23 protein-coding genes are annotated in these 25,568 nt (G+C 56.5%); 8 read left to right on the top strand and 15 right to left on the bottom strand.

Annotated elements, in window-relative coordinates; translation table 11 throughout:
• Positions 1–7: 7 nt before the first annotated feature.
• A complete protein-coding gene (locus IEW66_RS02395; protein ID WP_188679983.1) occupies positions 8–556 on the top strand; it encodes a DUF655 domain-containing protein in 549 nt (182 codons plus the stop codon).
• Positions 553–1,305, top strand: coding sequence for a 16S rRNA (adenine(1518)-N(6)/adenine(1519)-N(6))-dimethyltransferase RsmA (rsmA, locus tag IEW66_RS02400; protein ID WP_188679985.1), 753 nt, complete (start codon positions 553–555; stop codon positions 1,303–1,305). The genes IEW66_RS02395 and rsmA overlap by 4 nt, the downstream gene beginning before the upstream one ends.
• Here rsmA and IEW66_RS02405 read toward each other — a convergent pair.
• Entirely contained in the window at positions 1,274–2,083 is an 810-nt protein-coding gene (locus IEW66_RS02405) for an SPFH domain-containing protein (RefSeq protein WP_188679987.1), read from the bottom strand. The two genes, rsmA and IEW66_RS02405, sit on opposite strands and share 32 nt — an antisense overlap.
• An 82-nt stretch (positions 2,084–2,165) precedes the next feature.
• On the bottom strand, positions 2,166–2,744 hold the full coding sequence (locus IEW66_RS02410) for a GNAT family N-acetyltransferase (RefSeq protein WP_188679990.1): 579 nt from the start codon (positions 2,742–2,744) through the stop codon (positions 2,166–2,168).
• A gap of 79 nt (positions 2,745–2,823) precedes the next feature.
• Between IEW66_RS02410 and IEW66_RS02415 the strand changes: the two genes are divergently transcribed.
• Positions 2,824–3,465 carry a phosphoribosyltransferase gene (locus tag IEW66_RS02415; protein ID WP_188679992.1) on the top strand — a complete coding sequence of 214 codons (642 nt, stop codon included), beginning with the start codon at positions 2,824–2,826 and terminating at the stop codon, positions 3,463–3,465.
• Position 3,466: 1 nt separating this feature from the next.
• On the opposite strand, the gene IEW66_RS02420 is transcribed toward IEW66_RS02415, so the two are convergent.
• The gene (locus tag IEW66_RS02420) at positions 3,467–4,399 is read right to left on the bottom strand and encodes an amino acid kinase family protein (protein WP_188679993.1); all 933 of its coding nucleotides are present in this window, start codon (positions 4,397–4,399) and stop codon (positions 3,467–3,469) included.
• 146 nt (positions 4,400–4,545) lie between these two features.
• On the opposite strand from IEW66_RS02420, the gene IEW66_RS02425 reads away from it, so the two are divergent.
• Both IEW66_RS02425 and IEW66_RS02430 read left to right on the top strand, forming a co-directional pair.
• Positions 4,546–5,361, top strand: coding sequence for an MqnA/MqnD/SBP family protein (locus IEW66_RS02425; protein ID WP_188679996.1), 816 nt, complete (start codon positions 4,546–4,548; stop codon positions 5,359–5,361).
• Positions 5,362–5,366: 5 nt separating this feature from the next.
• The gene (locus IEW66_RS02430) at positions 5,367–6,617 is read left to right on the top strand and encodes an aldehyde dehydrogenase family protein (RefSeq protein ID WP_188679998.1); all 1,251 of its coding nucleotides are present in this window, start codon (positions 5,367–5,369) and stop codon (positions 6,615–6,617) included.
• 3 nt (positions 6,618–6,620) lie between these two features.
• Here IEW66_RS02430 and icd read toward each other — a convergent pair whose 3' ends face one another.
• Positions 6,621–7,835, bottom strand: a complete 1,215-nt coding sequence (gene icd / locus IEW66_RS02435) for an isocitrate dehydrogenase (NADP(+)) (RefSeq protein WP_188680000.1) — start codon at positions 7,833–7,835, stop codon at positions 6,621–6,623.
• 180 nt (positions 7,836–8,015) lie between these two features.
• On the opposite strand from icd, the gene IEW66_RS02440 reads away from it, so the two are divergent.
• Positions 8,016–9,326, top strand: coding sequence for an adenylosuccinate synthase (locus IEW66_RS02440; protein WP_188680002.1), 1,311 nt, complete (start codon positions 8,016–8,018; stop codon positions 9,324–9,326).
• Between the two features lie 132 nt (positions 9,327–9,458).
• On the opposite strand, the gene IEW66_RS02445 is transcribed toward IEW66_RS02440, so the two are convergent.
• From IEW66_RS02445 to IEW66_RS02455, 3 genes are all read right to left on the bottom strand, one after another.
• The gene (locus IEW66_RS02445; protein WP_188680004.1) at positions 9,459–10,061 is read right to left on the bottom strand and encodes a cyclase family protein; all 603 of its coding nucleotides are present in this window, start codon (positions 10,059–10,061) and stop codon (positions 9,459–9,461) included.
• A 125-nt stretch (positions 10,062–10,186) separates the two neighbouring features.
• On the bottom strand, positions 10,187–10,669 hold the full coding sequence (locus IEW66_RS02450) for an NOB1 family endonuclease (protein WP_188680006.1): 483 nt from the start codon (positions 10,667–10,669) through the stop codon (positions 10,187–10,189).
• 3 nt (positions 10,670–10,672) lie between these two features.
• Positions 10,673–14,101 (bottom strand): protease pro-enzyme activation domain-containing protein, encoded by a 3,429-nt coding sequence (locus tag IEW66_RS02455; protein WP_188680008.1) that lies wholly within the window; start codon positions 14,099–14,101, stop codon positions 10,673–10,675.
• Between the two features lie 197 nt (positions 14,102–14,298).
• Between IEW66_RS02455 and IEW66_RS02460 the strand changes: the two genes are divergently transcribed.
• On the top strand, positions 14,299–15,141 hold the full coding sequence (locus IEW66_RS02460; protein WP_188680010.1) for an ABC transporter ATP-binding protein: 843 nt from the start codon (positions 14,299–14,301) through the stop codon (positions 15,139–15,141).
• Positions 15,131–15,853 carry an ABC transporter permease gene (locus tag IEW66_RS02465; RefSeq protein ID WP_188680012.1) on the top strand — a complete coding sequence of 241 codons (723 nt, stop codon included), beginning with the start codon at positions 15,131–15,133 and terminating at the stop codon, positions 15,851–15,853. The genes IEW66_RS02460 and IEW66_RS02465 overlap by 11 nt, the downstream gene beginning before the upstream one ends.
• 1 nt (position 15,854) lies before the next feature.
• Here the strand turns inward: IEW66_RS02465 and IEW66_RS02470 are convergent, their stop codons facing one another.
• The 8 genes from IEW66_RS02470 to IEW66_RS02505 all read right to left on the bottom strand — a co-directional run bounded on the left by IEW66_RS02470 (position 15,855) and on the right by IEW66_RS02505 (position 25,488).
• Positions 15,855–17,372: an AMP-binding protein gene (locus tag IEW66_RS02470; RefSeq protein ID WP_188680014.1), complete on the bottom strand. Its 1,518-nt coding sequence runs from the start codon at positions 17,370–17,372 to the stop codon at positions 15,855–15,857.
• Positions 17,373–17,377: 5 nt separating this feature from the next.
• Positions 17,378–18,784, bottom strand: coding sequence for an NAD(P)H-hydrate dehydratase (locus IEW66_RS02475; RefSeq protein WP_188680016.1), 1,407 nt, complete (start codon positions 18,782–18,784; stop codon positions 17,378–17,380).
• A 38-nt stretch (positions 18,785–18,822) separates the two neighbouring features.
• Positions 18,823–19,503, bottom strand: coding sequence for an N-glycosylase/DNA lyase (locus IEW66_RS02480; protein WP_188680018.1), 681 nt, complete (start codon positions 19,501–19,503; stop codon positions 18,823–18,825).
• A 61-nt stretch (positions 19,504–19,564) separates the two neighbouring features.
• Complete coding sequence (locus IEW66_RS02485) at positions 19,565–20,182, bottom strand: superoxide dismutase (RefSeq protein WP_188680021.1); 618 nt, start codon at positions 20,180–20,182, stop codon at positions 19,565–19,567.
• 411 nt (positions 20,183–20,593) lie between these two features.
• A complete protein-coding gene (locus tag IEW66_RS02490) occupies positions 20,594–20,800 on the bottom strand; it encodes a C1 domain-containing protein (protein WP_229657449.1) in 207 nt (68 codons plus the stop codon).
• Between the two features lie 64 nt (positions 20,801–20,864).
• Entirely contained in the window at positions 20,865–21,644 is a 780-nt protein-coding gene (locus tag IEW66_RS02495) for an ATP/GTP-binding protein (protein ID WP_188680025.1), read from the bottom strand.
• Positions 21,645–21,646: 2 nt separating this feature from the next.
• Positions 21,647–24,907, bottom strand: a complete 3,261-nt coding sequence (locus IEW66_RS02500) for a DNA polymerase II large subunit (protein WP_188680027.1) — start codon at positions 24,905–24,907, stop codon at positions 21,647–21,649.
• A gap of 275 nt (positions 24,908–25,182) precedes the next feature.
• Positions 25,183–25,488: an antibiotic biosynthesis monooxygenase family protein gene (locus IEW66_RS02505; RefSeq protein WP_229657450.1), complete on the bottom strand. Its 306-nt coding sequence runs from the start codon at positions 25,486–25,488 to the stop codon at positions 25,183–25,185.
• Positions 25,489–25,568 lie beyond the last annotated feature (80 nt).

Consider the following 25,568-nt stretch of genomic DNA (forward strand, 5'->3'; position numbering starts at 1 on the left):
ATCTCACTTGGAAGAGTACGCATACATTCTAGACTACCTCCCGCAGGGCAGGGCTGACGAGAAGGGCTACAGGAAGACGCCGGTAGCACTGGCACTGGGCGAGACAGAGTTCAAGCTTCTGGAGCTCGTCCCAAAGCCCGACGCGGGGATAAATGTGGGTGACAGAGTCTACATAGGCAAGGACGCTGAGAAGAGGGACAAGATAGCGGCAGTCAGGCGCAGGATATCTTACAAGGAACTCACCAGCGCCGCGGCGAACGAGCTCCCGTACATAATCGAGGACATAGTGAAGCAGAGGGAGAAGTTCTTCGTGGACTTCTTCAACAGGGCGGAGCCGATCAACACGAGGATGCACACGTTGGAGCTGCTCCCTGGCCTTGGCAACAAGACCATGTGGAACATACTCGAGGAGAGGAAGAAGAGGCCGTTCGAGTCCTTTGAGGACCTTGTGCAGAGAATAAAGACCATACACAACCCCCAGAAGATGATCGCCAGCCGTATACTGCAGGAGCTCGAGGAGAGGAACGAGAAGTACAAGCTATTTGTGGCTAGATGAGCGGTATTAACCTTCACAGGAGGTACGGGCAGGTCCTTCTCAACAACAGGGGGATAGCGATCAGGGAAGCCGATACCCTCGGCCTAGGCGCGGGTTCCCACGTCCTGGAGATAGGCCCGGGCACTGGCATCCTGACTCAGGTGCTCCTTGAGAGGGGGCTCAAGGTGACCGCCGTCGAGGCCGACCATAACATGTACGATGAGATACGCTGGAAGTTCCAGAAGTTTGTGGAATCGGGGCAGCTCGTGCCGGTGAAGCAGGACTTCCTTGAGTTCCAGGCCGGGGAGTACGATGGCATAATAGGCAATATACCGTACCACATAACTTCGCAGATCGTGTTCAGGCTCCCGGAGTTCAGGTTCAGGAGGGCGGTGATAATGGTGCAGAGGGAGTTTGCTGAGAGGATGGTGGCAGCTCCAGGGAGCAGGGACTACTCAAGGCTGTCTGTCAGCGTGGCACTCAGGTTCAACGCCAGGATAGAGAAGATCGTGGCCAGGAAGTACTTCAGGCCCGTGCCTAAGGTGGACTCTGCAATCGTCTCCCTTCAGCCAAGGGAAACGCCTGTGGATATGGCTGCTGTCGAAAAGGTGATACAGAGGGCCTTTTCCATGAGGAGAAAGAAGCTGGGGAATATATTCGAGGGGTGCCCACAGGAGTATGCGGAACTGAGGCCCGATCAGATCAGCCCGGAGGCATTCCTCGACCTGGCCTCAAGGCTCACGGGCCTTTCTCCGCGTGGTCACCCGTAGACTCTGTCATGCCCTTTATGGTGAACGGGTTCGAAACGAGCCCTGCGGCAGGCGTGTTGATGGGCACCATCATCAGGGTGCCCTTGCCCTCAAGGCCTATCTCGTAGAGTATGTTGAGCCACCTCAGCTGGAAGGCTGTTGGGTTATCCACGTACTGGTTTGCGGCCTCAACCATCTTCTGGGCAGCCTCTACCTCCGCAAGTGCCAGTGTGACCCTGGACCTCCTCTCCCTCTCCGCCGCTGCCTGCCTGGACATGGCCTCCTGCAGGTTGGAAGGGACGACAACGTCCCTTATCTCCACGGACGATACCTTGACGCCCCACGTCTCTGTCTTCTCGTCTATTATCTGCCTGGCAGCCTCTCCTATCTTCTCCCTCTCGGAAAGCACCTCGTCGAACATTGTCTTGCCCAGCACCTCCCTGAGCGTGGTCTGGGCGGAATAGTTGGTGGCCTGCAGGTAGTTCTCCACGTTTAGCGCAGCCCTCTGGGGGTCCACAACCTGGAAGTACATGACCGCGTCTACGTTTATCGGGACGTTGTCCTTGGTGAACGTGCTCTCTGTCTTGAAGGAAACGGCTTGTATTCGGGTGGATATTACCTGGTTCATCTTGCTTATGATGGGCGTCACGTAAATTATGCCTGGCCCCTTGAGGCCAGTGAACCTACCGAGCGTGAGAACAACTCCCCTCTCCCACTCCTTCAGGATGTGTATGCCGGAGAGCAGTATTATCAGCACTATTATCAGCACTATGATCAGGACTATCTCCAGGGGTGTCATCTTAATTTTATAAAAGGAAACTTAATATTTTAAACTTTGCCAAGCCGAGAGGGAAAGCCCTGCGTCCGTCTCCATGAATGGTTCAGGCCATACTTTGGTCGCTGCTCCGCGATCCTGTGTAAGGGTTGATCCTGCCCAGGATGAACATGGAGAGGAACTCACCGTCCCTTAGGAAGCACTCCCTCATGTACCCCTCAACCTGGAACCCGTTCTTCATCAGCACGCGCAGTGACCTGAGGTTATCCTCGAGCACCCTTGTGTGAAGCCTGTGCATTCCGAGGTCCCTGAAGGCGAAGTCGCATACCAGCGAGAGGGCCCTTGTCGCATAGCCCATGCCCCAGAACTTCCTGCCTATCCAGTAGCCAACGTGCGCGTCCAGGTCGTAAGAGTCGAGGTCAGAGAGGCCTATTATGCCTACGAGTTCGTGTGAGACGGCATCCCTTATGGCGAAGTCTATGGCAAAGGGCCTTCCGTTGATCTCCCTGTTCCTGTCTATGAAGTAAGATGCATGGAACACGGTGTACGGGTAGGGAAAGCTGTGGCCCCCTATCGTCCTCTGTATCTCGGGGTCGTTCGCAAGTGCTGCAAGTTCCCTGGGATCCACCGTGCCCAGGTCACTGTCCAGTTCAACCAAACTGTCCGTGAGCAAGTACCTCTGCACTGGCCAGTCAGGAAAACGGGTTATAAAACGGTATCCGGGAAAAGGTTTTATGAATTCGGCGTATACATTTCAGAACTTCATGCGGTTCAAGGCTACTCTGGTATCCTGGCAGGACATAGAGGACTGGTGTGATGCAATCAGGGAGAAGATCGTTGGCGACTATGAGCCGAACGTGATCATCGGCCTCTCCCGTGGGGGCCTTGTGCCTGCGAGGATCCTCTCGGACAAGCTCTGGGTGAAGGAGCTCATATCCGTCAAGACCGAGCACTGGGGCATCACGGCAACAAAGGACGGCAAGGCTGTTCTCAAGACCTACGGTAAGCCAGACCTCACAGGGAAGAGGGTTCTCGTGGTTGATGACATAACGGACACGGGGGAGAGCATGAGGCTCGCGTACGACTTCGTGAAGTCCCTGAACCCCCTCTCCGTCAGGACAGCGACAATGCTCCATGTGTCGAGGTCCAGTTTCGTCCCGGACTACTATGCCAGGTACGTGGACGAGAAGAACTGGGCCTGGTTCATATTCCCGTGGAACGTATACGAAGACCTTGACAACCTTATAGGGAGGTCCATGTCGGAGCCCATGGAGACAACGGAGATAAGGGAGATACTCCTGAGGGACTACGGGCTCGACGTGTCTTCCCTGGACATGGAAAAGATACTGCGCGACTTCGAGAACATGGGCAGGATAAGGAGGAACGGAGAGGTCTGGGTCAGGTGAATCATGGCACGACCACAGTTCCGGAATGCCCTGAAAGGGTCTCTGTGCACCTCTCCAGGGAGGCTATATGTGCCACCTTCCCACCCCTCCTGATGAAGTCCACCGCAGCCCTTACCTTTGGCCCCATGCTCCCGTCCTGGAACTCACCGCGGCGCAGCATTTCCTCCAGCTCCCCGGCACTCGCCCTCCTGATCGGCTCCTGTGAGGGCCTGCCGTAATCCCTGTAGACGAATTCCACATCTGTGAGGATCACGAGCCTCTGCGCTTCGATCAGGTTGCCAAGCAGGGCAGAGGTGGCGTCCTTGTCGATCACCCCGTTGACCGGAGTTATTCCAGTGGAATCCCTTATGACGGGGATCCCCCCGCCCCCACACGCTATTGGCAGGAACCCGTCGATAATTAGGGATATTATGGCCGAAGTCTCCATTATGTCCACAGGCCTTGGCGATGCCACCACACGCCTCCACCCCCTGTCGTCCTGCCTCTTCACATTCCAGCCGAAGGCCGATGCCATGCTGGCAGCCTCATCCTCGCTCATGAACGGGCCAATGAACTTCCTGGGTTCCCTGAGAGTAGGGTCATCTCTGTCCACCACTACACGGGTGAGGACCACCGCCGGGGGCTTGCCTATGCCAGCTTCCCTCCTTGCAAGGTCATAGGCCATCGCCAGCACCTCGCCAATCATGCCCTGTGACAGGGCCACGGCGGTATGCATATCGAACGGGCGGATCTTCGATGCTGCCGCCTGGGCCTGTATCAGGAGTGACCCGACCTGCGGGCCGTTCCCGTGCGTGATCACGACCTCGTTCTCCTCGATCACAGGGAGCAGCGACCTGAAGGCCTCAGTCGCCCTTTTCAGCTGGCTCTCGTAGCTCCCATCGTCACCCTTTTCCTGGAGTGCGTTGCCACCCAGCGCTATAACGATCCTCTCCATGTGTACACCGCAGGGTGTGGCCATTTGAACGCTCTATTTAAGGCATTCATCCTTTCCTTGAACTCGCCTGAGCACTTGGGAAAGGATATGCACAATTTTCTTGCCTTTTTTCAAAAACAATATGTGCGATGCAGTTATGCGAGTTTATGGAAATTGTTGTAGCACACACCCCTGACCCGGACGACTCCTTCATGTTCTACGCGATGTTCGAGGGGAAGATCAGCACCAGGAACACATACAGGCAGGTGGTCAAGGACATAGAGACACTGAACAGGGAAGCTCCTTCCGGCACTTACGGTGTGACCGCAATATCTGCCAACGGCTATGCATACGCGAGTGACAAGTATGCACTCACTCCTTCCGGTGCGAGCTTTGGAATAAGTTACGGGCCCATGGTGGTCGCGAGAAGGGACATCGACCTCTCCAGCGCCGTGCTTGCCACTCCTGGGCGGTACACATCATCGCACCTCCTCTACCAGATGTTCGGCCCAAAGCCGGCAAAGATGGTGGAGATGCGCTTCGACCTCATTCCAGAGGCTGTGCAGAATGGTAAGGTTGACGCTGGCATCCTCATACACGACGAGCAGCTCACGTTCCAGAGGCGCGGCCTTGTGAAGGTCCTTGACCTGTACGAGGAGTGGAAGCAGTACGCAGGGGAACTACCGATACCCCTTGGCTTCAACGCCATAAGGAAGGACCTCGGAAAGGAGGCCATAGATGGCTTCAAGGCGGATTTCCAGGCATCAATAGTATATGGAAAGGAGCATGAGGACGACGCCCTGAAGTATTCTCTCAGGTACGCCAGGTACAGTGATATCGAGCTTGAGAGGAAGTTCGTGAGGATGTACGTGAATGAGCTCACTGTAGACTTCGGAGAGAGGGGCAGGAGGGCGCTCAGAATGTACTATGACCGTGCCATATCCATGGGCCTGCTACCGGACTTTGACCTCGAGATAGTGTGAGTGGGGTGGTTCCGCTGGAGGTGAGGGACAGGTTCACCGGTGAGGTGATGGGCGAGATCGAAGATGGGGACCTGCTCCTGGACTGGAGGGCTTGGCAGGAAGAATCCTGCAAGGGCCTGGAGGGCCTGACAGTGGAGCAGAGGATGGAGGCAGTCCACTGGATCGCCAGGTGGCTCTCTGCTCAGCCGGAGGAGATCGCTACCGAGCTCGCCAGGGAGAGTGGAAAGACAGTCTCCGAATCGAAGAATGAGTTGCTCTCCTCCTCTCTGGCCATGGCCAGGACTGCCTCCTCATTCAGCTCGCTCCTCGCCCTCACAGGCTCATGGAAGGGAGGCGAGCGCTACTTCTCCCTCAGTTCCAGGGGCCCCGTGGTCTGCCGTTTCGATGCTTCGCTTCCGGTCCTGGGGATATCCACACCTCTGGCCGTATCTGTGCTGACCGGATCGCCACTGGCAATGCTGTGCGAAGAAGGGCCTTCAATCACTGTGGCCAGGATCCTGAAGGAGCTGCCAAGGGCGGGCCTGCCGGTGTCCGCATTCAGGCAGTGTACTGCAGCACAGGGAGTGGCTGACAGGGCCACCCACATAGACTCCACTCTCAGGAGGGACTTCGGCTCTTTCATCGGCCCCGTCAAACCGGTTGTGGTGCTCGTTGACGGTGACAACGACAGGGTGGCATCCGATTTCGTGGACTCTGCCACGTTCTCCATGGGCCAGGCCTGGGCATCCACAGGCTACCTCTTCGCACCGCAGGCGGTGTTCGAGTACGTTAAGAACAGGGTACTGGAGGAGGTGGAGCAGAGGATGGACTTGCAGTCACCGCAGGGCAGGCTGGGCGCCTTCACTTCCGAGAGGAGGAGGGAGGCCTGGCTTGGCTCCATCCAGTCACAGGTCAGTAGGGGGGCGGTGCCCATCGGGCCGTCCATATCTTGGAAGGTACCAGTGCTGGAGGCCTCAGGCCTGAATCCGGAAAGGGGTGAACCCGGCCCATACATGTTCCTCTCATGGTACCGGGACCTGGAGAGCCTGGGCCAGCACATCCGCTCCCTCGGTTCAAGCCTTGTCTACCTCTACACCGAGGACGAGGGGGTGGCGAGGGCTTTTTTCAGGAAGGGTGGTATGAGTGTCATGCTCAACTCCCCACCTGCATCTGTGGTCTCCCTGGCAGAAATGGCCCTGTTCTCCAATGGCTCTCCTGGCCCTGAGGAAACGATCCTCAATTGCGTGCGCAGGAGGGAGCTCATTTTCCTAGGATGAAGCCTACTCCACCGGCTTCATCCTCTTTACGACTTCCTCTGCAAACTCCGAGCACTTCAGTGGCTTTATATTCAGCACCCTGGCCAGGTCCTGTGTTACCTTCTGGTCCTTGTATGCCTGCACAATGGCATCTTCAAGCACCTTCGCTGCCTCGTTCCAGCCTATGTACTGGAGCATCATCACGCCGGAGAGCATGAGGGATGTCGGGTTTGCCACATCCAGGCCCGCGTACTTCGGGGCGGTGCCGTGGACTGCCTCGAATATGGCATACACATCGCCAACGTTCCCACCGGGCGCTATGCCAAGGCCGCCTACCTGTGCAGCTATTGCGTCTGAGAGATAGTCTCCGTTCAGGTTCGTTGTGGCGATCACGTCGTACTCCTCCGTCCTGGTGAGGACCTGCTGGAACATGTTGTCAGTTATCCTGTCCTTCACAACGATCCTGTTCCTGTAAGCCTCAGGGTTCTTACTGTACTCCTCCTCTGTGACCGTCTGGTCCCTGAACTCAGTCGCGGCCAGTTCATAGCCCCAGTCCTTGAAGGCGCCCTCAGTGTACTTCATTATGTTGCCCTTGTGGACAAGCGTCACGCTCCTCCTCTTGTTCGCTATTGCGTACTGTATGGCCTTCCTCACGAGCCTCTGAGACCTGAACTTGCTTATCGGCTTTATGCCTATCCCAGTATCCGGCGTAAGGGATATGTTGAACTGCTCGCTCAGGAACTGCCTTACGCGGTTCGCCTCCTCAGAATCGTATTTCCACTCTATTCCAGCATAGAGGTCCTCGGTGTTCTCCCTGAACACTACCATGTTGACCTTCTCCGGGTTCTTGACAGGGGACGGCACACCTGGAAAGTACCTCACTGGCCGTATGTTTGCATAGAGGTCGAAGTACTGCCTCAGGGTCACGTTTAGGCTCCTGAACCCCTCTCCTACCGGTGTGGTGAGGGGGCCCTTTATGCTCACAACACACCTGCGAAGCTGTTCCAGGGACTCCTGGGGTAGTCTCTTGCCCGTCTTCTCGTAAGCCTCGTCTCCCACCATAACCTTCTGCCACTCTATGGAGCGCTCGCCTTTGTATGCGAACTCCAGGGAGGAATTGATGGCGTAGAGAGTGGCCTTTGTTATGTCCGGCCCAATGCCGTCGCCCTCAATGTAGCCGATGGTGGGGTTGTTCGGGACAGAGAGCCTGGTGCCTTCCTTAATCTCTATGTATGTCATCCTGTATCGCACAGTGATGTCTTCCAGGCCTAAAATGCTTTTATCTCAGCGCCTGTGATAGTACGCAGGCATGGCACGAGGCATTGCGCTGCGGCACAGAGCGCAAAGTTAATAGTTGAATACACCATAGTTCAGGACTGTGGTTGCATTCCGCATTCTGACTGAAAGGAGGTACAGGTTTTGATAACAGCCGTCCTGGGTCTGCAGTTCGGTGATGAGGGTAAGGGCAAGATCACCGATTTCTTAAGCGGTGAGCACAGCACCGTTGTGAGGTTCAACGGTGGCAGCAACGCTGGCCACACCGTTGTGACGGAGAGCGGTACTTTCAAGTTCCACCTCGTCCCATCTGGCGCCCTTAGGTGCAGGAACATAATACTCGGAAACGGCATGGTCATCGATCCAATATCGCTGATAGAGGAGATAGAGAAGTTGCAGCAGGTGAAAAAGGACCTCAACATAAGGATAAGCCTCATGGCACATGTTGTGACACCCATGCACAAGTACCTGGACAGGGCAGAGGAGGAGGTGAGGTCGAAGCTCAGCATAGGCACCACAGCCCAGGGGATAGGCCCCACGTACGAGGACAAGTACGCCAGGACGGGAATAAGGATGGGTGACCTCTCCAGCATCGAGATCCTGCGCTCTAAGGTCGAGACAATCTACAGCATGAAGAGGGCCCTGCTCGAGGGGTCTGAGTTCGAGAGTAGGGAGAGGAGGGAGGAGATGGTGAGGCAGCTCAACTCCGCATACGAGAGGATAAGGCCTTACCTGGACTACACGGAGATCACGATAAACAGGCTCTACAGGGAAGGAGAGAGCATACTCTTCGAGGGGGCGCAGGGTGCCATGCTTGACATAGACTTCGGCATGTACCCGTTCGTTACATCCTCGAATACGATTGCAGGCGCCCTTTCCCTGGGGGCTGGCCTGTCGTTCAGGAAGGTTGACCGGGTCGTGGGCGTGGCAAAGGCCTATGTCTCCAAGGTCGGGGCCGGGCCCTTCCCAACCGAGATACTGGGTGAGGAGGCGGAGAGGCTCAGGAAGCTTGGCAACGAGTACGGCACGACAACAGGCAGGCCCAGGAGGGTGGGGTGGCTGGACATACCGATGCTGAGGTACTCCACAATGATGAACGACGTGGACGTCATAGCCATGACAAGGCTCGACACACTTGGTCAGCTTGGCAGGATAAAGGTGTGTTACCAGTACGCATCAGACAGCGGCCCGGTAGACGTGATACCGAGGAACCTGGAGGATGTGCAGGGGATAAGGCCTCTCTACAAGGAGTTCACAGGATGGGGCCCTCTGGATGCCCAGACGCTGAATGCGGTGGTAGAAAAGGGCTACTATGCTCTCCCGCAGGGCATGAGGGAGTATGTGGAGTATGTGGAAAAGGTACTTGGCATCCCAGTGGAGATAATATCACTGGGGGAGAGGAGGGAGTACACGATAAGGAAGGGGAGCATGAAGGTCAGCAGGGTAACCGGCTGATCCCACCTTCACAAATATGGCTTGGGCACTCTATCGGAGGTCGCAGACCAGCAGCAGGTGCCATTTTATGCAGCAAAGGCCCGTGGCCAGGTCAACACACCTGGCACAGCCGAGCATTCGAGGGCAGATAACCTATCCATCTAGTTCCCTCAGGACTGCCCTGCAGGGCGCACCGTCCTCGTACATGCTGAGTGGAAGGCATATGAGCTCGTAGTCGCCCGGCTCCACGTCCTTGAGGTACAGGCCCTCCAGTATCACTATGTCCCTGGAGAGGAGCTCCCTGTGGGCGAGCGGTTCCGGGGAGCCGAACCTCTCGATGGAGAGGTAGTCTATGCCCACAAGCCTCACTCTCCGGGACGCGAGCTTCCTGGCACCTTCAGGCGTAAGGTAGGTAAAGGAGGTATCGAACCTTCCGTACTTCTCCGAATTGGGCGTTTTGAATATTATCCTCTCTCTGTGCACATCGGGTATGTCCTCCGGGCCTATCCTGTCCTTGTCCACCTGTACAACGGTAACTGGGCCGATGAACTTATCGAGAGGTATCTCGTTCGCCCTCTTGCCATCCCTTATCATGTGGTAAGGGGCATCGAAGTGTGTGCCCGAGTGCGTCTCCATCAGCACTCTCATTATGTGCACGTGATCCTTTTCGTGTGTCTTGTACTGGTACTCCTCGTAGGCAGCATCTCCAGGATACGTTATAAGGCCATTCCTCAGTGGCAGGCTTATGTCGATCATCCAGCAACCATCTCCAGAGCAGGCTATGCAGTCCGGCCCATCTGGCAGCCTCAATATGCGACAGCCCAGCCGGATGCAGTGCAGCATCCGGAGCGAATAGAAATAGTTCATGGGGGCAGCGCGCCCTATCTTATCCTCTTCCTGGACCTGGAGACCCTCCTTAGGGCGTGCCCGCAGACGTCACACGCCTCCACAGGCCTCCTGTAGATCCTGCCGCAGCCGGTGCACATGTATGCCCACCTGATGCTGTGGGTGATCGGGCCTATTGAAACGCCGCTGAATGGCACTCCCACCTCCCTGCAGAGGTTCTGGATTGCATAGTCGTCAGTGAGCACCTCCCCACCTGTCTCGATGGCAGCAGCGACGACTGAAATGTCTGCCTCGCTCACCTCGCCTATGTCGCCAGTCCTCTCCGCAGCCTCCCTCACAATGCCGACTGTACGCTCGCTGGGCCTGTAGAGTGCACCTTCAAGGAGGAGCTGGGCCCTGAGCCTGTCCACCCTGTTCCTGACCTCAGAGGCTACCATCTCTGTGACCACGAACTCCCCGTCCGCGATGTCCAGGTTGCCGGAGAGGATGGCGCTCGTATCAAGGACGAAGGGCCTCATGCTCTATCTCCTCCTGAACAGTGCCATTGCCCCAACGGCTGCTATCACCACAGCGAGGGCTATTATGCCATAGGCTGTGACGTTGCTCTGCGATTCAACGGGCCTGAAGTCCACCGTGACGGATATACCGTTCCTGTCCACAGACACGCTGATGGGGCTGGAGAGTGGTTCGTACCCGGCCGGCGAGAGAACGATTACGGTGTAGTTTCCGAATGTCAGGTTACCGGAGATCTCTGCTGTGTCGCCCGAAATGGTCATGTTATCCACGACCACCCCCCAGAACTGGCCCGCCGGGAGGCCCTGCTCTCTGAATGTAACTTTGTAGTGGTAGGGCTCGAAGGTCAGGTTCACAACCGGTGACGGGGTATCGGTCACAACCTGGCCTGACTGGTTCGTTACCTGGTATCCTGGTGGAGGCGTCACTGTGTAGTTGTAAGTGCCGTAGTACTCCCTGAAGAAGAGGTCAGTGCCGTTTCCAGACTCGACCGTGCCGTTGAGGTCAACTGACCATGTCAGGTCCCTGAGGCCTGTCTGGTGGAAGTCTATTAAGTAAACCCTCTTGCTGAATGCAACCTCCACCGTCACGTTTGACCCGCTGACTTTGAAAGTTCCTGTCACGGCGTTGAAGGTGGCGTTGTTGGAATATGCCGTGTACGTGTATGTACCGTTGGGGAGGAACAGGTCAATTGAGCTGCCGGTGCCGGACTTCACTATCCCGAATGAGCTCACGTTCCACTCCTCCCCTGCTGGCAGGCCGACCTCGGTGAACTGCACGACGTATGCCCTGGTCGTGAAGCTTGCGAACTGGAAGGTGTTTCCCGTGACGGAGAGTGGAATACTGCTTGAGTCAGGGGTAGAAAACGGTGGGGCGATAAGGGACACGGTATAGTTGCCTGCAGGCACGGGGATCACCATGTACGGAGAAGAGGTGACGCTGGTAGCCACGTTATCGATCTCTATTCCCCACTCCTGGCCTGCATAGAGTCCGCCCTGCTTCACCGTCAGGTTGTACAGTTTGCGCGGAACAGAGAAGTATGCAGAGGATGTGGATGTTGATGGTGCTGCCACAAGGTACCCGTTATCCGTTGAGAACGAGAACGGCTCCTTCTCGGCCACGGATGGCCCATACTGCTCCCCAGGAACTGCTATGGTCTCTATGCCGGGAGAGCCGGTGCTGAACGATGCTGATACCTGGATATCGGTGTTGCCTCCCTCGTTGAGCGAGATGGAGGGGTCGAGCTCACCTGGCCCGGCATACCCTCCAGGGCCGGGTCCGGAGACAGCCAGTGTCCCGTTCTGCGCTGTGTAAGCCTGTTCCGGAGCATCGATTATGAAGGATGCACCCGGGGTATTGATGGTGAGGCTGTCGCCGTTAACATTCAGCACCGTCTGGGCCTCCCAGGGCCTGCTTCCGTTCACAACCTCCAGGGATATGTTGATATCCCCATCCTGCTCGGCGGATACCGTCTCCTCTTTCACGAAGTGCTGCCTGTAGGTGTAGGGATATGGCGCTGAGGCCTGCACGTATCCCGAAACGGCGTTCCCTGTGGCGTTGAGCGTTATGTTGATGACGTAGAGTGGCTCCCCAAGGGTGCCAGCCAGGATGGGCGAGAGGTGCAGCGAGTACCCTCCAGAGCTCACGTTTAATGGGTGCACGAATACTCCCATCTCATAGGGCCTATGTGTCCCCGGGGGCACAGAAAGTGACTGGGCAGAAATGTTGTACGCCACAGGCTGACCCCAGCCACCCACAAGGTTGTAGCCGTAGTGGGCAGAGTAGAGCGTGTTCTCTCCCGAGGTGACGTAGGAGAGTGCCGTGAGGGGTAGGGATGAGTTGTACTGTGAATCACCGCTGTACCTGAGCTGGTCTGCCCCCAGGTAGAACAGCATCGGGTTGATGTAGCCCAGCCGCGGGGCACCCATGTGCTGTGCCACCGCATCGATCTCCGCTACCATCCCGGCAACCAGGGGGCTGGCTACGCTCGTTCCCGCAACGACCAGAGTGGATGGTGGCGATTCATCTGTGCCGTTAATTATCGTGTTGTTTGCCAGTGCCGATATGTCAGGGAACATCAGGTACCTTCCAGGGTCCTGGGAGGCTGGCACTGTTTCCACCTGGTAATAGGGCTCAGGTATCTGCTCCGCGTAACCCCCCTCTGAGCCGAGTATGCCGGAAGAGAACGTGTCCTCGAACCATGCGGAGGCAGAGGATATATGCAGGTTCGGGCCGAGCACATCTGTGACTCCGCCAACCGATGTTATGCCGGTGTAGTTGAAGGCCAGCGCTGCAGGGAAGTTCGCTATAGAGCCTGAATACTTTGAGGAGAAGGGGCTGTCCGCAGCATCCCCGCTCGCGGCCAGCACGGTGATGCCCCTGGCCTCTGCAAGGTCGAGCAGGTACTGCCAGGCCTGCACTGTGCTGTTGGAAACTGTGGAGAGCCCTGTCCCCCAGGAGTTGGATATCACAGAGAGGTTCTGGAACAGCGCGGACTGGTTGCTTAGGACGCTGGTGAGGACTGCGGTTATGAGTGCGAGGTTGTTGCTGGCGCTACTGGGCCCGTACGCGTTCACTATGGTGGCCCCGGGCGCCATGCTGCCTGCCATTTCCAGGTCGAGCTCGTTCTCGATAACAGCTCCTGTGGTATCGTACTGGGCCTTCGGGCCAGGTAGCGGGGCGCCATCGACTGGGTATGGCACGATCCTTGGCCTCGGCTCCCAGCTGGGAAGAGTCAGGTTCAGGTAGCTCTCCACGCTGGCCGGGTCGTAAGGGGGAACCTGGATACCTTCGTCGCTGCCGGCCCACAGTATCGTGACTATGGTCTCGTTGAAGGGATATGTTATGTTGAACAGTGGCCTCTCACCGTAGGCCACCTGCATGTCAGGACCCCACAGGTACTGTACTCCACTCTGGGTCACTGGTGCAGGATAGCCGGACGGTGTGGTATCCGGGGATGACATGTTGTGTCCCGGGAGGTCTGAGAGAACCTGCAGGGGGAGCCTCATAGGCGGCGAGGAGGAGAGCCCTATGACTGAGTTGACCATAACGGAGACGTTCCCCGGGAGCACTGGGTTCGAAGAAGGCCCGAATGACTTTGAGTCTCCGACTATATCTGTTCCGAAGGCCCTGCCTATCTGCCCGGCACTGCCCTGCAGCTGTATTGCAAGCCTGCTGCTGTAAGTCGTGGCTTGAAGGCCAAAGGAACGGAAGTAGGAAACAATATCCCTGTACTTGCCCGGAGGCGGTGCATACCTCTCTATGAACTGGGCAAGGGTGATGTAGTGCCCGTAATCCGGGCTATAAGGGTCTGATATGCTGGCCAGGAAGGATTCTAGGGATGTCAGGTTCGAGGGCTTCAACATGACCATCACGGTTAGGTTTCCGGTCATGTTAGGCCCTGAACCAGGGCTCCCCACATACGGAACATCCTGCATACCAGCACGATCGCTGCCGGCGGCAGTTAAAGTGATTGCAGATAGCGTGATCATCAATACCGCGAGCATGGCGATCGCTTGCTTCATATTCATTAAATATTAATCGATGGGTAAAACCTTACCGATCTCCCACCCCTGCGTGGGCGGCGAAACGGTAATATGGCCATGCCCAATACTTTGCTCCGTCGAGAAATATTATGATAAAAATAATTGACCTTGAAAAGAGGTACAGGGACGGGCCCCACGCCCTGAAGGGCATAAACCTGGAACTGGAAGACGGTGTTACATCGATAATAGGGCGGAACGGTGCAGGAAAGACAACTCTCATAAGGATACTGTCCACGCAGCTCGAGCCAACCTCCGGGACAGCCCTGATAAACGGCCTGGACATACTCAAGGATACCCAGGAGGTAAGGAGGAACGTTGTGAGCATACCACAGGAATCGGGCCCCATAGGCATACTCACTCCAGTGGAGCTCGTCAAGCTCTTCCTTGTGGGCAGGGGCATGTCCTTCCACGACGCGCATGTGCTTGCACTCAAGACTCTTGACCAGCTGGGGCTGAGGGAGTTCAGGAACGCACCCTCGGACACCCTGTCCGGCGGCATGAAGAGGAAGATATTTGTTGCTATGGCACTGGCAGCAAACGTGGACACGGTCTTCCTGGACGAGCCGACAACAGGCCTTGATCCCCTCTCCAGGATAGAGGTCTGGTCCGCCGTGAGGGAGCTTGACGGGAACGTGATCCTCACCACGCACTACATGGAGGAGGCCCAGGAACTGTCCAGAAAGGTGGTCCTCATAGACAACGGGACCGTGCTGGAGAAGGGAACAGTGCAGGACCTGCTCTCAAAGTTCAGGGGGAAGATAAGGGTGGAGTGTTCCTTCGACCCTGGTGGCCCCTCAATGAGGATAGGAAACATGTTCATAGGGTACGCCCCCAGGTCAGAGGCGGAGAGCTACATTGACAGGGGGTGCACTGTGAAGGCCATAACGCTTGATGACCTCTTCCTCGCTCACGGTGTTCTCGTTGAACCTTAAGTTCTCATTCCTACTCGCCTGGTACTACGGGTTCCGGACGGTCACCAGGGGCCCTTCCTACGTGGTGGCATCGCTGAGCTCTCCACTGACACTGCTCTTCCTGGTCTTCGTTATATCCAGGGGCCGCCTGCTGCCCTTTGCCATAGCGGGCGGCTTCATAACGCTGGTGGCAAGCGTTGCGCTGTCAAGCGCAGGAGACGCTGCTTTCCTGAGGCTCCAGCTGAGGATCCAAGACCTCTTTGTGGCTAGCAGCGTATCGCCCGTGGACTACATGCTTGGCCTCACCCTGAGCTACCTTGTATTCTCCCTGCCGGGCATGGCTCTCTACGTAGCCCTTGGGGTGGCGTTCCACATATTCACACCCCTCGGCTCGGCGGGCCTCTTCGGTGTCCTTGTCCTCCTAGTTGTAGCGACATCTGCCATAGCATTCATCATAGCGGAGAGCATCAAGCACGTCAGGAACGTATGGGGCATCGCAGGCATCCTCTCTGTGGTCATGACGGTGCTACCGCCCACATTCTACCCGTACACATACATACCGAAGTATGCACTGTGGGCACTCTCGATCTCGCCGGCAACGCCAGCCGCCGTACTCACACAGGGTTTCTTCGGCCTGGCAAGGCCGCTCCCGTACATGGCATACGTGCTCGTTGCGGAGACACTGGTGTATTTCCTGGCCGCAAGGTACCTGACCAGGTGGAGGGAGAAGTGAATCACTCTTCCTCGACCAGGAGCCTCCTCACCACCTCGCCATTCATGTTCCTTGGGATGCTCTCCACCCTCCTGAACCTCGAGGGCCTCATGTAGTAGGGGATGTTCCTCTGCGAGTAGTTGCCAAGCTGCCCCTCCCACCCATCCGAGGCCGGTACTGCAAAGACCTCTATTCCCTCATCTGTGGACAGCGCTGCACACTCCTTCACTGCACCAGACCTGCAGATGAGGTCCTCAAGTTCAACGGGGTCTATGTAGAAGCCACCGTTCATCAGGACATCGCCGGGCGGTCGCCTTATGTGGAGCAGACCGGATCTGGTGAATGCCCTGATGCCCGTCTCAACATTCCCGTACTGGTGCCTGATGTTGAGGTATCCCTCCTGGCCCTCAGGAAGCACGGAACCATCATCTCCAACGATCTCTAGGGAAACGCCCTCGAGAGGCGTGCCGTATGAATCGCCTGCCTGATCCTTCGTGGCATTCTCTGCTGAGAATATCCCTGGGGCCGCGGGGTGCGATGCAGCGATCAGGGCCGTGACTGGGACGCTGTGCAGTGCCTCCATGGCATGGCTGCCCGGGTGGCCAACGGAAACCGTCACAGAAACGCCGCGGAGTGAGGCATGGAGACCCTCACGTACGATGAGGTCAAGGAGCAGGCCTGGGGCCAGAAGTACCGGCCGACCCGCATCTCTGCAGGCCGATATGGCCTCCACTGTGTCGTATGTATCCATGACAAGGGCACTGGACCCTCCGGTGCTCAGGGGTGCAATGATGCCGTCAACAATGGCCGCCTCATGGAAGGCTGGCACGGTATTGACGAGGTTCAGGCGGCCATCGCTGTTCATGAACCTCCTGGCGAAGGCACGGGCGAGGGCCATGCACTGCCCCTGTGACACCTCGAAGACCGCCTGTGAGCCGGAGGCATCAAAGCCGTACAGCCTGAGCCACGGTGTCTCAACGTCCAGGCTCTCTGGGACACCACCGGAGCCATCGAATATTAGATCCGTCAGCTTGATCACAGCATCTCCGTACCTCGGCCTCCTCTCAGACCTCAGCGAAGTCCTTATGGAGTAGGACACGGACGCCTCGAAAGACATGAAGTCCTGTGGTCTGCAGACCACCGTGGTCCTCTCTGCATCCTTCACCCTGTGGAAGTCCTCCTCATTAACAAGCACAATTGAGGCCCCGGTCAAGTCCAGCCGTTTCCTGATTATGTCCGCGGGCAGCGTGGGGTCGATGAACTCAACCTGCGTGCCCGACCTTGAGGCGGCCAGCAGCGCCATTACGCTTGGCGGCGTATTTCCGGTCAGCACAGCGAGCCTCCTCTCCCCGGTGACGGGCACACGCGTGGTGAGGTTCATGCAGAGGGAATCGGAAAAGCGCAGGAGCGTCTGGTATGTTATCCTCTTGCCCCTGAAGATAAGCGCAGGGTAAGACCTCCTGGAGTCGGCGACGTTCCTGAAGTAGGAGTAGAACGTCTCCTGTTGCCAGGTCTCCTCATCCTGGCCGGGCCCATCCATGGTTTTCAATGCGCCCTGAAACTATTAATCTTTGCACCGTCAGAGTACCTGAGGAACACCTCCGGCACTGCCCCGATCATGTCGGATACGCTGTACCATAGGCCCTTCCTCTCCATGCACATGTCGGCTGCTGACTTGTTGATGAAGGTACCGAGGAGCGATGCCCTCAGTGCTGGCATTCCCTTTGACATGAGGGCAGAGATCAGCCCGGCGAGCATGTCGCCCGTGCCTCCCATAGTCATCCTCGGGTTGCCCCCAGTGCACCTGTACAAAGAGTTGCCGTCAGTTATTATGTCCTCCTCTCCCTTTAAGACCACGACGACACCATGCGACTTCGCGAACTCCATGGCGTTCTCCGGCACGGGGTCCATGCCACTCATATCCCTGAATTCCGATGCATGGGGCGTGACCACGACCTCCTTGCCGGACAGGTCGCCCAGATGGGGCAGGAGCCTCAGGGGATCTGCATCCAGGACAATTCTCTGGGCCCTCATTATGATCTGTGAAACTATGCGCCTGTCAAAGTCCCTTCCAAGGCCTGGTCCCAGGAGTATGCACCTGGACCTGAAGGCTTCTTCTGGCACCGAATCACCTATGCTCGACACCATGTATTCGAAGGAATGCGAAGCTATGAGCGGTGCGTTCTCCCTCGTGGTGTAGACCTTGACCAGGTCGCAGCCCGCTGCAAGAGCTGCCCTGGCGGCTATCACGGCGGAGCCGTAGTATGACCAGCCTCCAAATACCGAGAGTGTGCCGTTCATGCCCTTGTGCGACCCCGGCTCCGGATAGGGGTAGAAGAGCATGTCACCAGGGCCTGCCCTGTACACTGCGTCCCTGGGTATCCCTATGTCCCTGACGACGATCTTACCACTGTTCTCTCCTGTCATGCCCTCCTTGACATCCGTGAAGGTTACAGTTATGTGGGGTCTCACTGCTATCTCGGAGCCCAGGCCCGAGGGTACATCGATTGACACAACGGCCTTTCCACTGGTATTGATCTTCCTGATTGCAGAGGCATATGGTTCCCTCGGTGTGCCGTGCGCACCTACCCCCAGGATCGCATCTATTACTATGGTGCAGTTCGCTATGCACTGGTCAAGCATTTCCGGGCCCTCTATCGGCCCGTTGTATGTCTCAACTGCCCTCTTCAGCATGTCCGTAGACAGAGACTCCCTGCCCCTCAGAGCTATCACGGATACCGAGTTTGACTTTATGAGCTCGGAGGCCGCAACTATGCCGTCCCCACCGTTGTTCCCGGACCCGCACACGACGCATATCCTCTGCCCCTTCCCGAACTCCTCCTCTACGACTTCGCTGACAGCCCGGCCTGCATTCAGCATGAGCCTGAAGAGGTCACCGTAAAAGTACCTGTAATTTGCGTCTATCCTTGCAGATTCCAGGTAGGAAAGCATGTTTGAGTATCAGGGCTTTCCTAATAAACATGGACAGCCTACTTGAGCACCCTTCCGGTGGCTATCTTCCAGAGGTAGAGGTCGAATATGCCTGGCTCCAGGCCAATCTGTGACGCCATCCCAGCCAGTTCTCTCTCTACGGCAAGGTAGCTCTTCGCGGAGCCTGCCCTGAAAGCCGAGACATCGATTTCCCTGGACACAAGGCGCAGGACATGCTTGTCGAGTATGGCGAAGTCGAACACACCAACGTTCCTCAGGAAGTGTGACGCCTCTTTGTACCCAAGGCCATCGACGTTCGCCACCATGAACTCCCTGGCGTAGAAGCGGTCCCTCTCATTGACGATTGCCGGAAGCAGTGGCAGTACCCACCTGGCCCTGTATATGTACTGTGACCTCGTCCTGTAGAACCTGCAGTGGTGGGAGTGCATCCTGGACACGAGTGCATCGTAGCTGGAAAAGGCGAAGAACTCTTTGGGTACTAGGCGCTGCATTCTGAGACCGAGTTCCGCAGAGGTGTTCGCGGTGATGATGCAGAAGCAGAGTTCGCCAAAGAGGGTGAGGGGATCGGAAGACCTCAGCACCCTGAACTCCTCCGCCCTTGATTCGACTTCAGAGCGCACTGGCGTATCCATCAGGGCAGAAACGGCGTCGATAACGCTGGTCGAGCCCGAAAGTACCTGTTCCCTGAGGCGTTCCACTGCACTCCCTTGCGCCAGCACGCAATGAAAACGCACATGCGGATTTAACGGTGTCGAATGCACCTGAAAAAATTGGTTTTGTTTAGGACTTGAAGGCCTCGTAGGCTTTTATGGCCTGCCTCAGCCTCTTCTCAACAACGTCCCACTTCACGTTCCTCATGAAGGCGTCGAGGTACGGGGCCCTCTTTGCACCGTAGTCTGTATAGTAGGCATGCTCATACACGTCGAGGGCCAGTATGACTATGGCATTCCATATGCCGTTCATGTTGTGCGCATCCGCGCCTATATTCCTGAGCTTGCCAGTGTTCAGGTCGAAGACGAGAAGCGACCATCCCCTGAAGGCTATGCCAGTGGCCTTAAAATCCTCGACCCACTTCTCGTAGCTGCCGAAGTCCTTCTCAATCTGCTTCTTGACGAATTCCGGTACCTGTGCCTTCACGTTAGCAAGGCTCTCGAAGTACAGCTCGTGCAGGAGGGCACCGTCGTAGTTGAACGTCTCCTCAAGCTTGAGTTCCCTCAGCTCGCTGTAGTTCTGGTTCGCCTTGCTCCTGTCGGCGTTTGGGAGCCTCTCCCATATCTCGTTTAGCTTGTTCACGTAGCCCTTGTAGTGGGTCTCGAAGTGGTACTCTATCTGCTGGTCCGATATCCCGTCAAGTCCCTTGGGTTTCAGCTTGTCCTTTGTCTCCCATTTCTCTGCCATGTTTTCACCGCTCGTTTATAATTTCAACAGGTAAAAAAGTTTCGAGATTTGCAAGACGCAGTGGCCGGAATGAAGATACTATGGTTGTTCAAGTTTACAAATTGTCCCGGCAGGGGGAGATGATGACGTACCCTTGACTCGGGAGTGTACTGCCGGGACAGGTGACCAGTGATATGATATATAAATTATTTATGCCAATGGAAGAGTCAGGCGGGCCCTTCTATTCCGATATGGTCACCTGAAATGGACTGCCCTTCACCCATTTCATAGTAAGTCCATGGCCTGCGGAAAACACGTCCAGCCACGCAGGGCCATGTGAACACGGACTTCCAGCGTCCAAGCCAACAGGCAATCAGGGCCTGGCGAATTCCACTCTTCAGGGGATGGCAGTTCTCTTATGCATTAGGGCACTCAGGCGAAGTCCTCGAGAGGTATCTCCCCCTCAGATCCGTGCCTGCTGACCCTTAACCTCTCGTCTCTCTTCCTGGAAATCCATTCCTCCAGGCTCTCTTCATCCAGGGTTCTGGACCTGGTGACCTCGGCGTTGCAGGTTGAACAGTAGAGGCCTGAATATATGAGTGTGCCGCATATTATGCAGTGGTGCTTGGCCGACATCATGACCGCATACGGTCACACCTAAATTAGTTTACCATCAGGCTGAGCAACTGCGCCACCGAATTTTTCAGTCGTCCCTGTATAGCGTGTCCGTGTCCGCTCCGCCCTCGAAGAAGAGGGACATCTTGCTGTATATGTCCTCGAGTCCCGTGAAGTCCCTGGAGGAGACGGGTATGATCTCGGAAAACATCCCGCTGTCCTGCAGGGCCGTTATCACACCTGAAAGGTAGTCCTTCAGCATCTCCTGCCTCTCCTCGAACAGCGCGTTGCGCAGCTCCTCTGAGTCGTTGAACCACGTCTTGATCTCGTCAAGGTCGTCCTCACCGATGAGGTCGGTCTTGTTCACTATATACAGCATTGGTTTGTAGAACCTCGAAAACACGGAACCGTAGAGCATCATCTGTGAGACAAGGCCGGAGGGCGATGTTGAGAGGACCGCATCGGTGACGAATGCTAGCATGGCCCTGCCACCGGACAGCTTGTCCACAAGCATCGGGCTGCCCTGCCTAAACGCGAAGAGCTCTATCTGGCCCGGCGTATCGAATATAACGTAGTAGTCGTTGAACTCAGAGAGGTATTCCTGCATCTTGTCCACGTTCTCCAGCATAAGGTCAGAAGCCACTATCTGGGCCCCGTTTGGGCCAAGGTTGAATTCAGACATCACGTCCGGTAGCGATATGATCTCCCTCACATCCACATCCGGTTCATACGGCACGAACTCTGACCCGGGGTCCAGGTTAACGACCGCAACGTCGTACTCCTGCTTTATGAACCACTCCTTCAGGGCTCCGCAGAGCGTCGATTTTCCAGTACCAGCTGGGCCTGTAACGAAGAGTGAACCTATCATCGCTACCTTCCCTGGTATGCCTCCAGCCCAATAACCTCTTTCCTCTCCTCCTCTCCGAATGTCCCCTCTATGGTCTTCACAAGATTGTCGATCCTCATCTTCAGGTACCAGGGCAGGTTATATTTCTCCGCCATCTTTATGGTCTCGTCCATGTACTTTACTATGCTGCCCCTGTGAATCGTCAGCGTGAGCTGCGGGTTACCGCAGCGCAGGCACTTTCCCGACAGTGGCACTCTCCTGTACTTGGTGTTGCACTTTGTGCACCTGAACTCCTGGGAGAAGAAGCGGCGGAAGTTCCCGAATATGTCGGGGAGGAAGTGGGACTCCAGGACCCTTGCCGCGACATCATCAACGTCAACCGCCCTGAGCTTCGAAGCTAGACCCAGCTGCATTGATATCTTTTCCTCCATGCTCTCTATTGTCTTGTAAGAGGAGACCTTTACCCCCTCAGATATGTCCCTGGTGTCGTGCGTGTAACCTATGCCGTAGTAGGTTCCATTTTCAGCAATGAACTTCTTGTATGGCTTCATTATGCCCTCTATTTCAGAAGGCATTGCGTGCCTCTCCGCGGCAAGGTAGAACTCCTCAGGGTACTCCCACATGGTATCGAGGTTCATGGCCTCCTTGTCCACCTCATCAGGCCTCAGGTTCACTGTCAGCACTAGGGGCGCATCCATGAGGCCCCCGGTGGTGGAAGGCAGGAACTCCCTGGAGAAGTTAAGGAGGCCATCCATGAGCAGCATGACGCTGTCCTCATCACCGTCGCAGTTCCTCCTCTTGGCCGCGTGGAAGAGGGGGTGTGCATAGCATGCACTTACATCCGAGAACCCTATGATCCTACCAACTATTCCACCTGACGTGTGCGGCGCCAGTCCTATGACCAGGTGCCCAATGAGGTCATCGGCGCTCTCGCACATGTAGTAAGGCTCCATTCCATAGTACTTCACAAGCAGGTCATCTACGAACCTTGCAACCCTGAGCAGGTATTCCGCGGCCTGCCTCGGTATTATTATGTCCTGCGGGTACAGTTCGAGGATTCCGTCACCCCTGTAGCCCAGCTCCTGGAGCCTCTCCCTGCTGACCCCTATCTCCTCTGGCCTGAAGTGTGTTATGGGTATGTCTGTCATGTCGAACCTGGCAGTCCCGTCCTTGTTGGTGGATATGCCGTGGTAGGCCCTCAGGATGCCCTTTTCAATGGGCTCGCACACCCTGTTCCTGGACATGAGCTTCTTGACACCCTTCAGCTCACCTATCTGCTCCAGGTCTATGGAGAGGCGCTCCTCGGCCCTCCTCAGTATCAGGTCTAGGTCCACATCCATCTCCGTGGTCCTCACCGGCGATGTGGTGGAACCGCACTCGGGGCACAGTGGCTGCGGGCCCTGGTAGCCGCATGACCTGCATGACCTTGCCTGTACCTCCACCTTTATTGTCCCGGTCTTGCCTGCGTTCTTGATGGACCTCCTGGTGTCGCCGTAGTTCTCCACAGGGAACAGCACGTGCACCATGGGTTTCATCTTCCTGTCCCCAGCCTTCTCCGGCCTGCCCATCCTCGCCCCCACCCTGGTGGGTGCACGTGGCTTTATCGCTATTCCGGATGCCCTGTTCACGCACTCAACAGCGTCCTTTCCCTCGATCTCCCCGAACTTCTCCACCGAACCTCCAGAGATCCTGAGGCCCATGGAGTAGAAGAGTGCGAACGCGTCCCTGACAAGGATGCCCCCTTCCACCTTCCTGAATTCAACACCGAGCTTCACCAGGGTATCTTCAGCCCTGGCATCCATCAGGGCATCCTCTCCAGATACCCTGGAGGCCATCGCCAGGTCCCTGAGTTCCCTGAGCTCATCTACGCTGATATCGTGCCAGAAGTAGTCCCATGCGGGGTGCAGTGGGACCCCATACCTTACAGAGATCTCCACAGCCTCCCTTGAGCCTGGCCTGGATGACACATACTTTGAGAGCTCGGGGAACCTTGAGGCGTATATCCTCCACCACTCAGCTGTGAAAGATGGTGTCTCGAGGACGTGGTTGTTCTCAAGGAAGTCACCGTAGGATATGAGGATCTCCCCGGCATCCGTTATTTCAGTGATCTCATTCTCAAGCATCTTTGCGTCCTCAAGCCTGTCTATGCGCACGTGGTCACCGTTGGAGAGCCTGACCATCGGGCCGTCTATCTCGTCGCAGGGAGTTATTGCCCCGGCTTTGCCAGGCATCTCTAGCTTGAGCTGGGAGCCTATGGCAATGAACTTGTCCATCACGTACATGGTGGCCGGGTTAAGGGAGACGGCTGCAAGGCCAGAGACCCTGGAGCGCCCGTACCTGAGCCTGAACCCACCTGGCCTGCCGGGGTGCGTGAACACCGGCCTGCCCGCTATAAGATCCTTCAGGAACTTCTCTGACTTCTTCTCGCTTGAACCGTCTTCCTTCTTGCCCGTCAGCTGGGAGAGGAAGTTCCACTCCTCCAGCCTCAGGGCATTAGTGTACTTGAGAACTTTCTTTGCCTTCTGGATCAGGCCCTCGCAGAGCACAAGGCACATCCCTCCTCTTATCCTGTTCGTCCTGATCCTCTTCATGTCCCTGTGGCCGGAGACCTCTTCCTCCTCACTGCCCTCGCCATCGATGCATATGGGGGAATTCTGTATGACCAGCTTGATCTCCTCAGCGGTTGGCATGTACTGGAGGTGCTTCACGCGGTTGTAGGCCTGTACCTCCTCTATGTAGCGCTCAATCTCGTCCTCGGTGGGCAAGAACCTCCCGATGCCGAGCTCCCTCCTCACCACATCACCTATCAGGACACTCAAAGCCTGCGCGGTGCCACCGGCTCCCCTTATGGGCCCAGCATAAACGATCCCCGCGTAAGTGCTGCCGTCATCGTTCTTTGATATGTACACGCCGCCGATGCCTTCAAGAGGAGCGACAAGGATGCCCTCTGTGAGTATGGCAAGGCCTACCCTGACGGCCTTGTCCAGTGCAGCCTCTGTCCCCTGTCCTGACAGCCTGGATGCCACACGCCTCGCCATCTCTATGGCTACCTCTTCCCTGCTCATCTTCTCCCCGAGCTCCCTTATCTCCGCCGCTATGCCAGGGATCGAGATGAGCTCCTCCACTCTGTCCGCCATATCTGAGGCCAGGGGGATCTCAACCCTGTCGGTAACGTCCCTACCCTGTGAACGGGCCCTCTGGGCAAGGTCATAGCACTCCCTGACCTTCCTCTCTATGTTCTCCCTGTAAGCCGAAATGGGATCCTCATGGTGGGACAGAAGCATGGTGGCAAATAGCGGTAGTGTGGATAATAATGTTGTGCATGCTGAGAATATCACACTGCTGTGGGTTGCTTGGGGAGTAAGGCCAGGCTGGCAGACAACTCTTTTTGCATGCAGGTGGCGGCCTGGAGGCTGGACTTCATGCTGTGGGAACCCACGATCCGTAGAGGCAAGGGGCCGTCCTAGCCATGAAAGTGGGGTCCGGGCTTGCCCTCCCTTCCTGTGCAGTGCTGGGTGCCCGAATCAGCCAGGCACCTCTGAGGCACATGTCCACGCCCTCACTGGGGGATGTGCGTCAGGAATATCCTGTGATAGGGCTTGCCGTTAAGGATCTCGGCCCCGGAGTGGGTCACGCTCTTGAAAGCCTCGCTTTCAACGAATTCCCTGAAGGCATCAACGCTCTCCCAAGTGCTCAGTATCAGGTACTGGGAGGAGTCGACCTCCCTGTAGAGCTTTGCGTCCTTGATACCTTTGCCGTTTTCCTTAAGGTACCTGAGCACATCAGAGAACTGCCTTTCAAATTCACTCTCATGGCCTCTCTTCACGTCGTAGAAAAAGCCTATGTTGACGATTTCTTCGCTCATCGCCTGCCCCCATTTAAGTAATGGATATAATGGATAAAAGTGTAACGAATATCTGTACGGCAAGGCAGCTTCAGGCATGG

Origin of the sequence: Thermogymnomonas acidicola (assembly GCF_014646795.1) — an archaeon.
GTDB classification, from domain to species: Archaea; Thermoplasmatota; Thermoplasmata; order Thermoplasmatales; family Thermoplasmataceae; genus Thermogymnomonas; species Thermogymnomonas acidicola.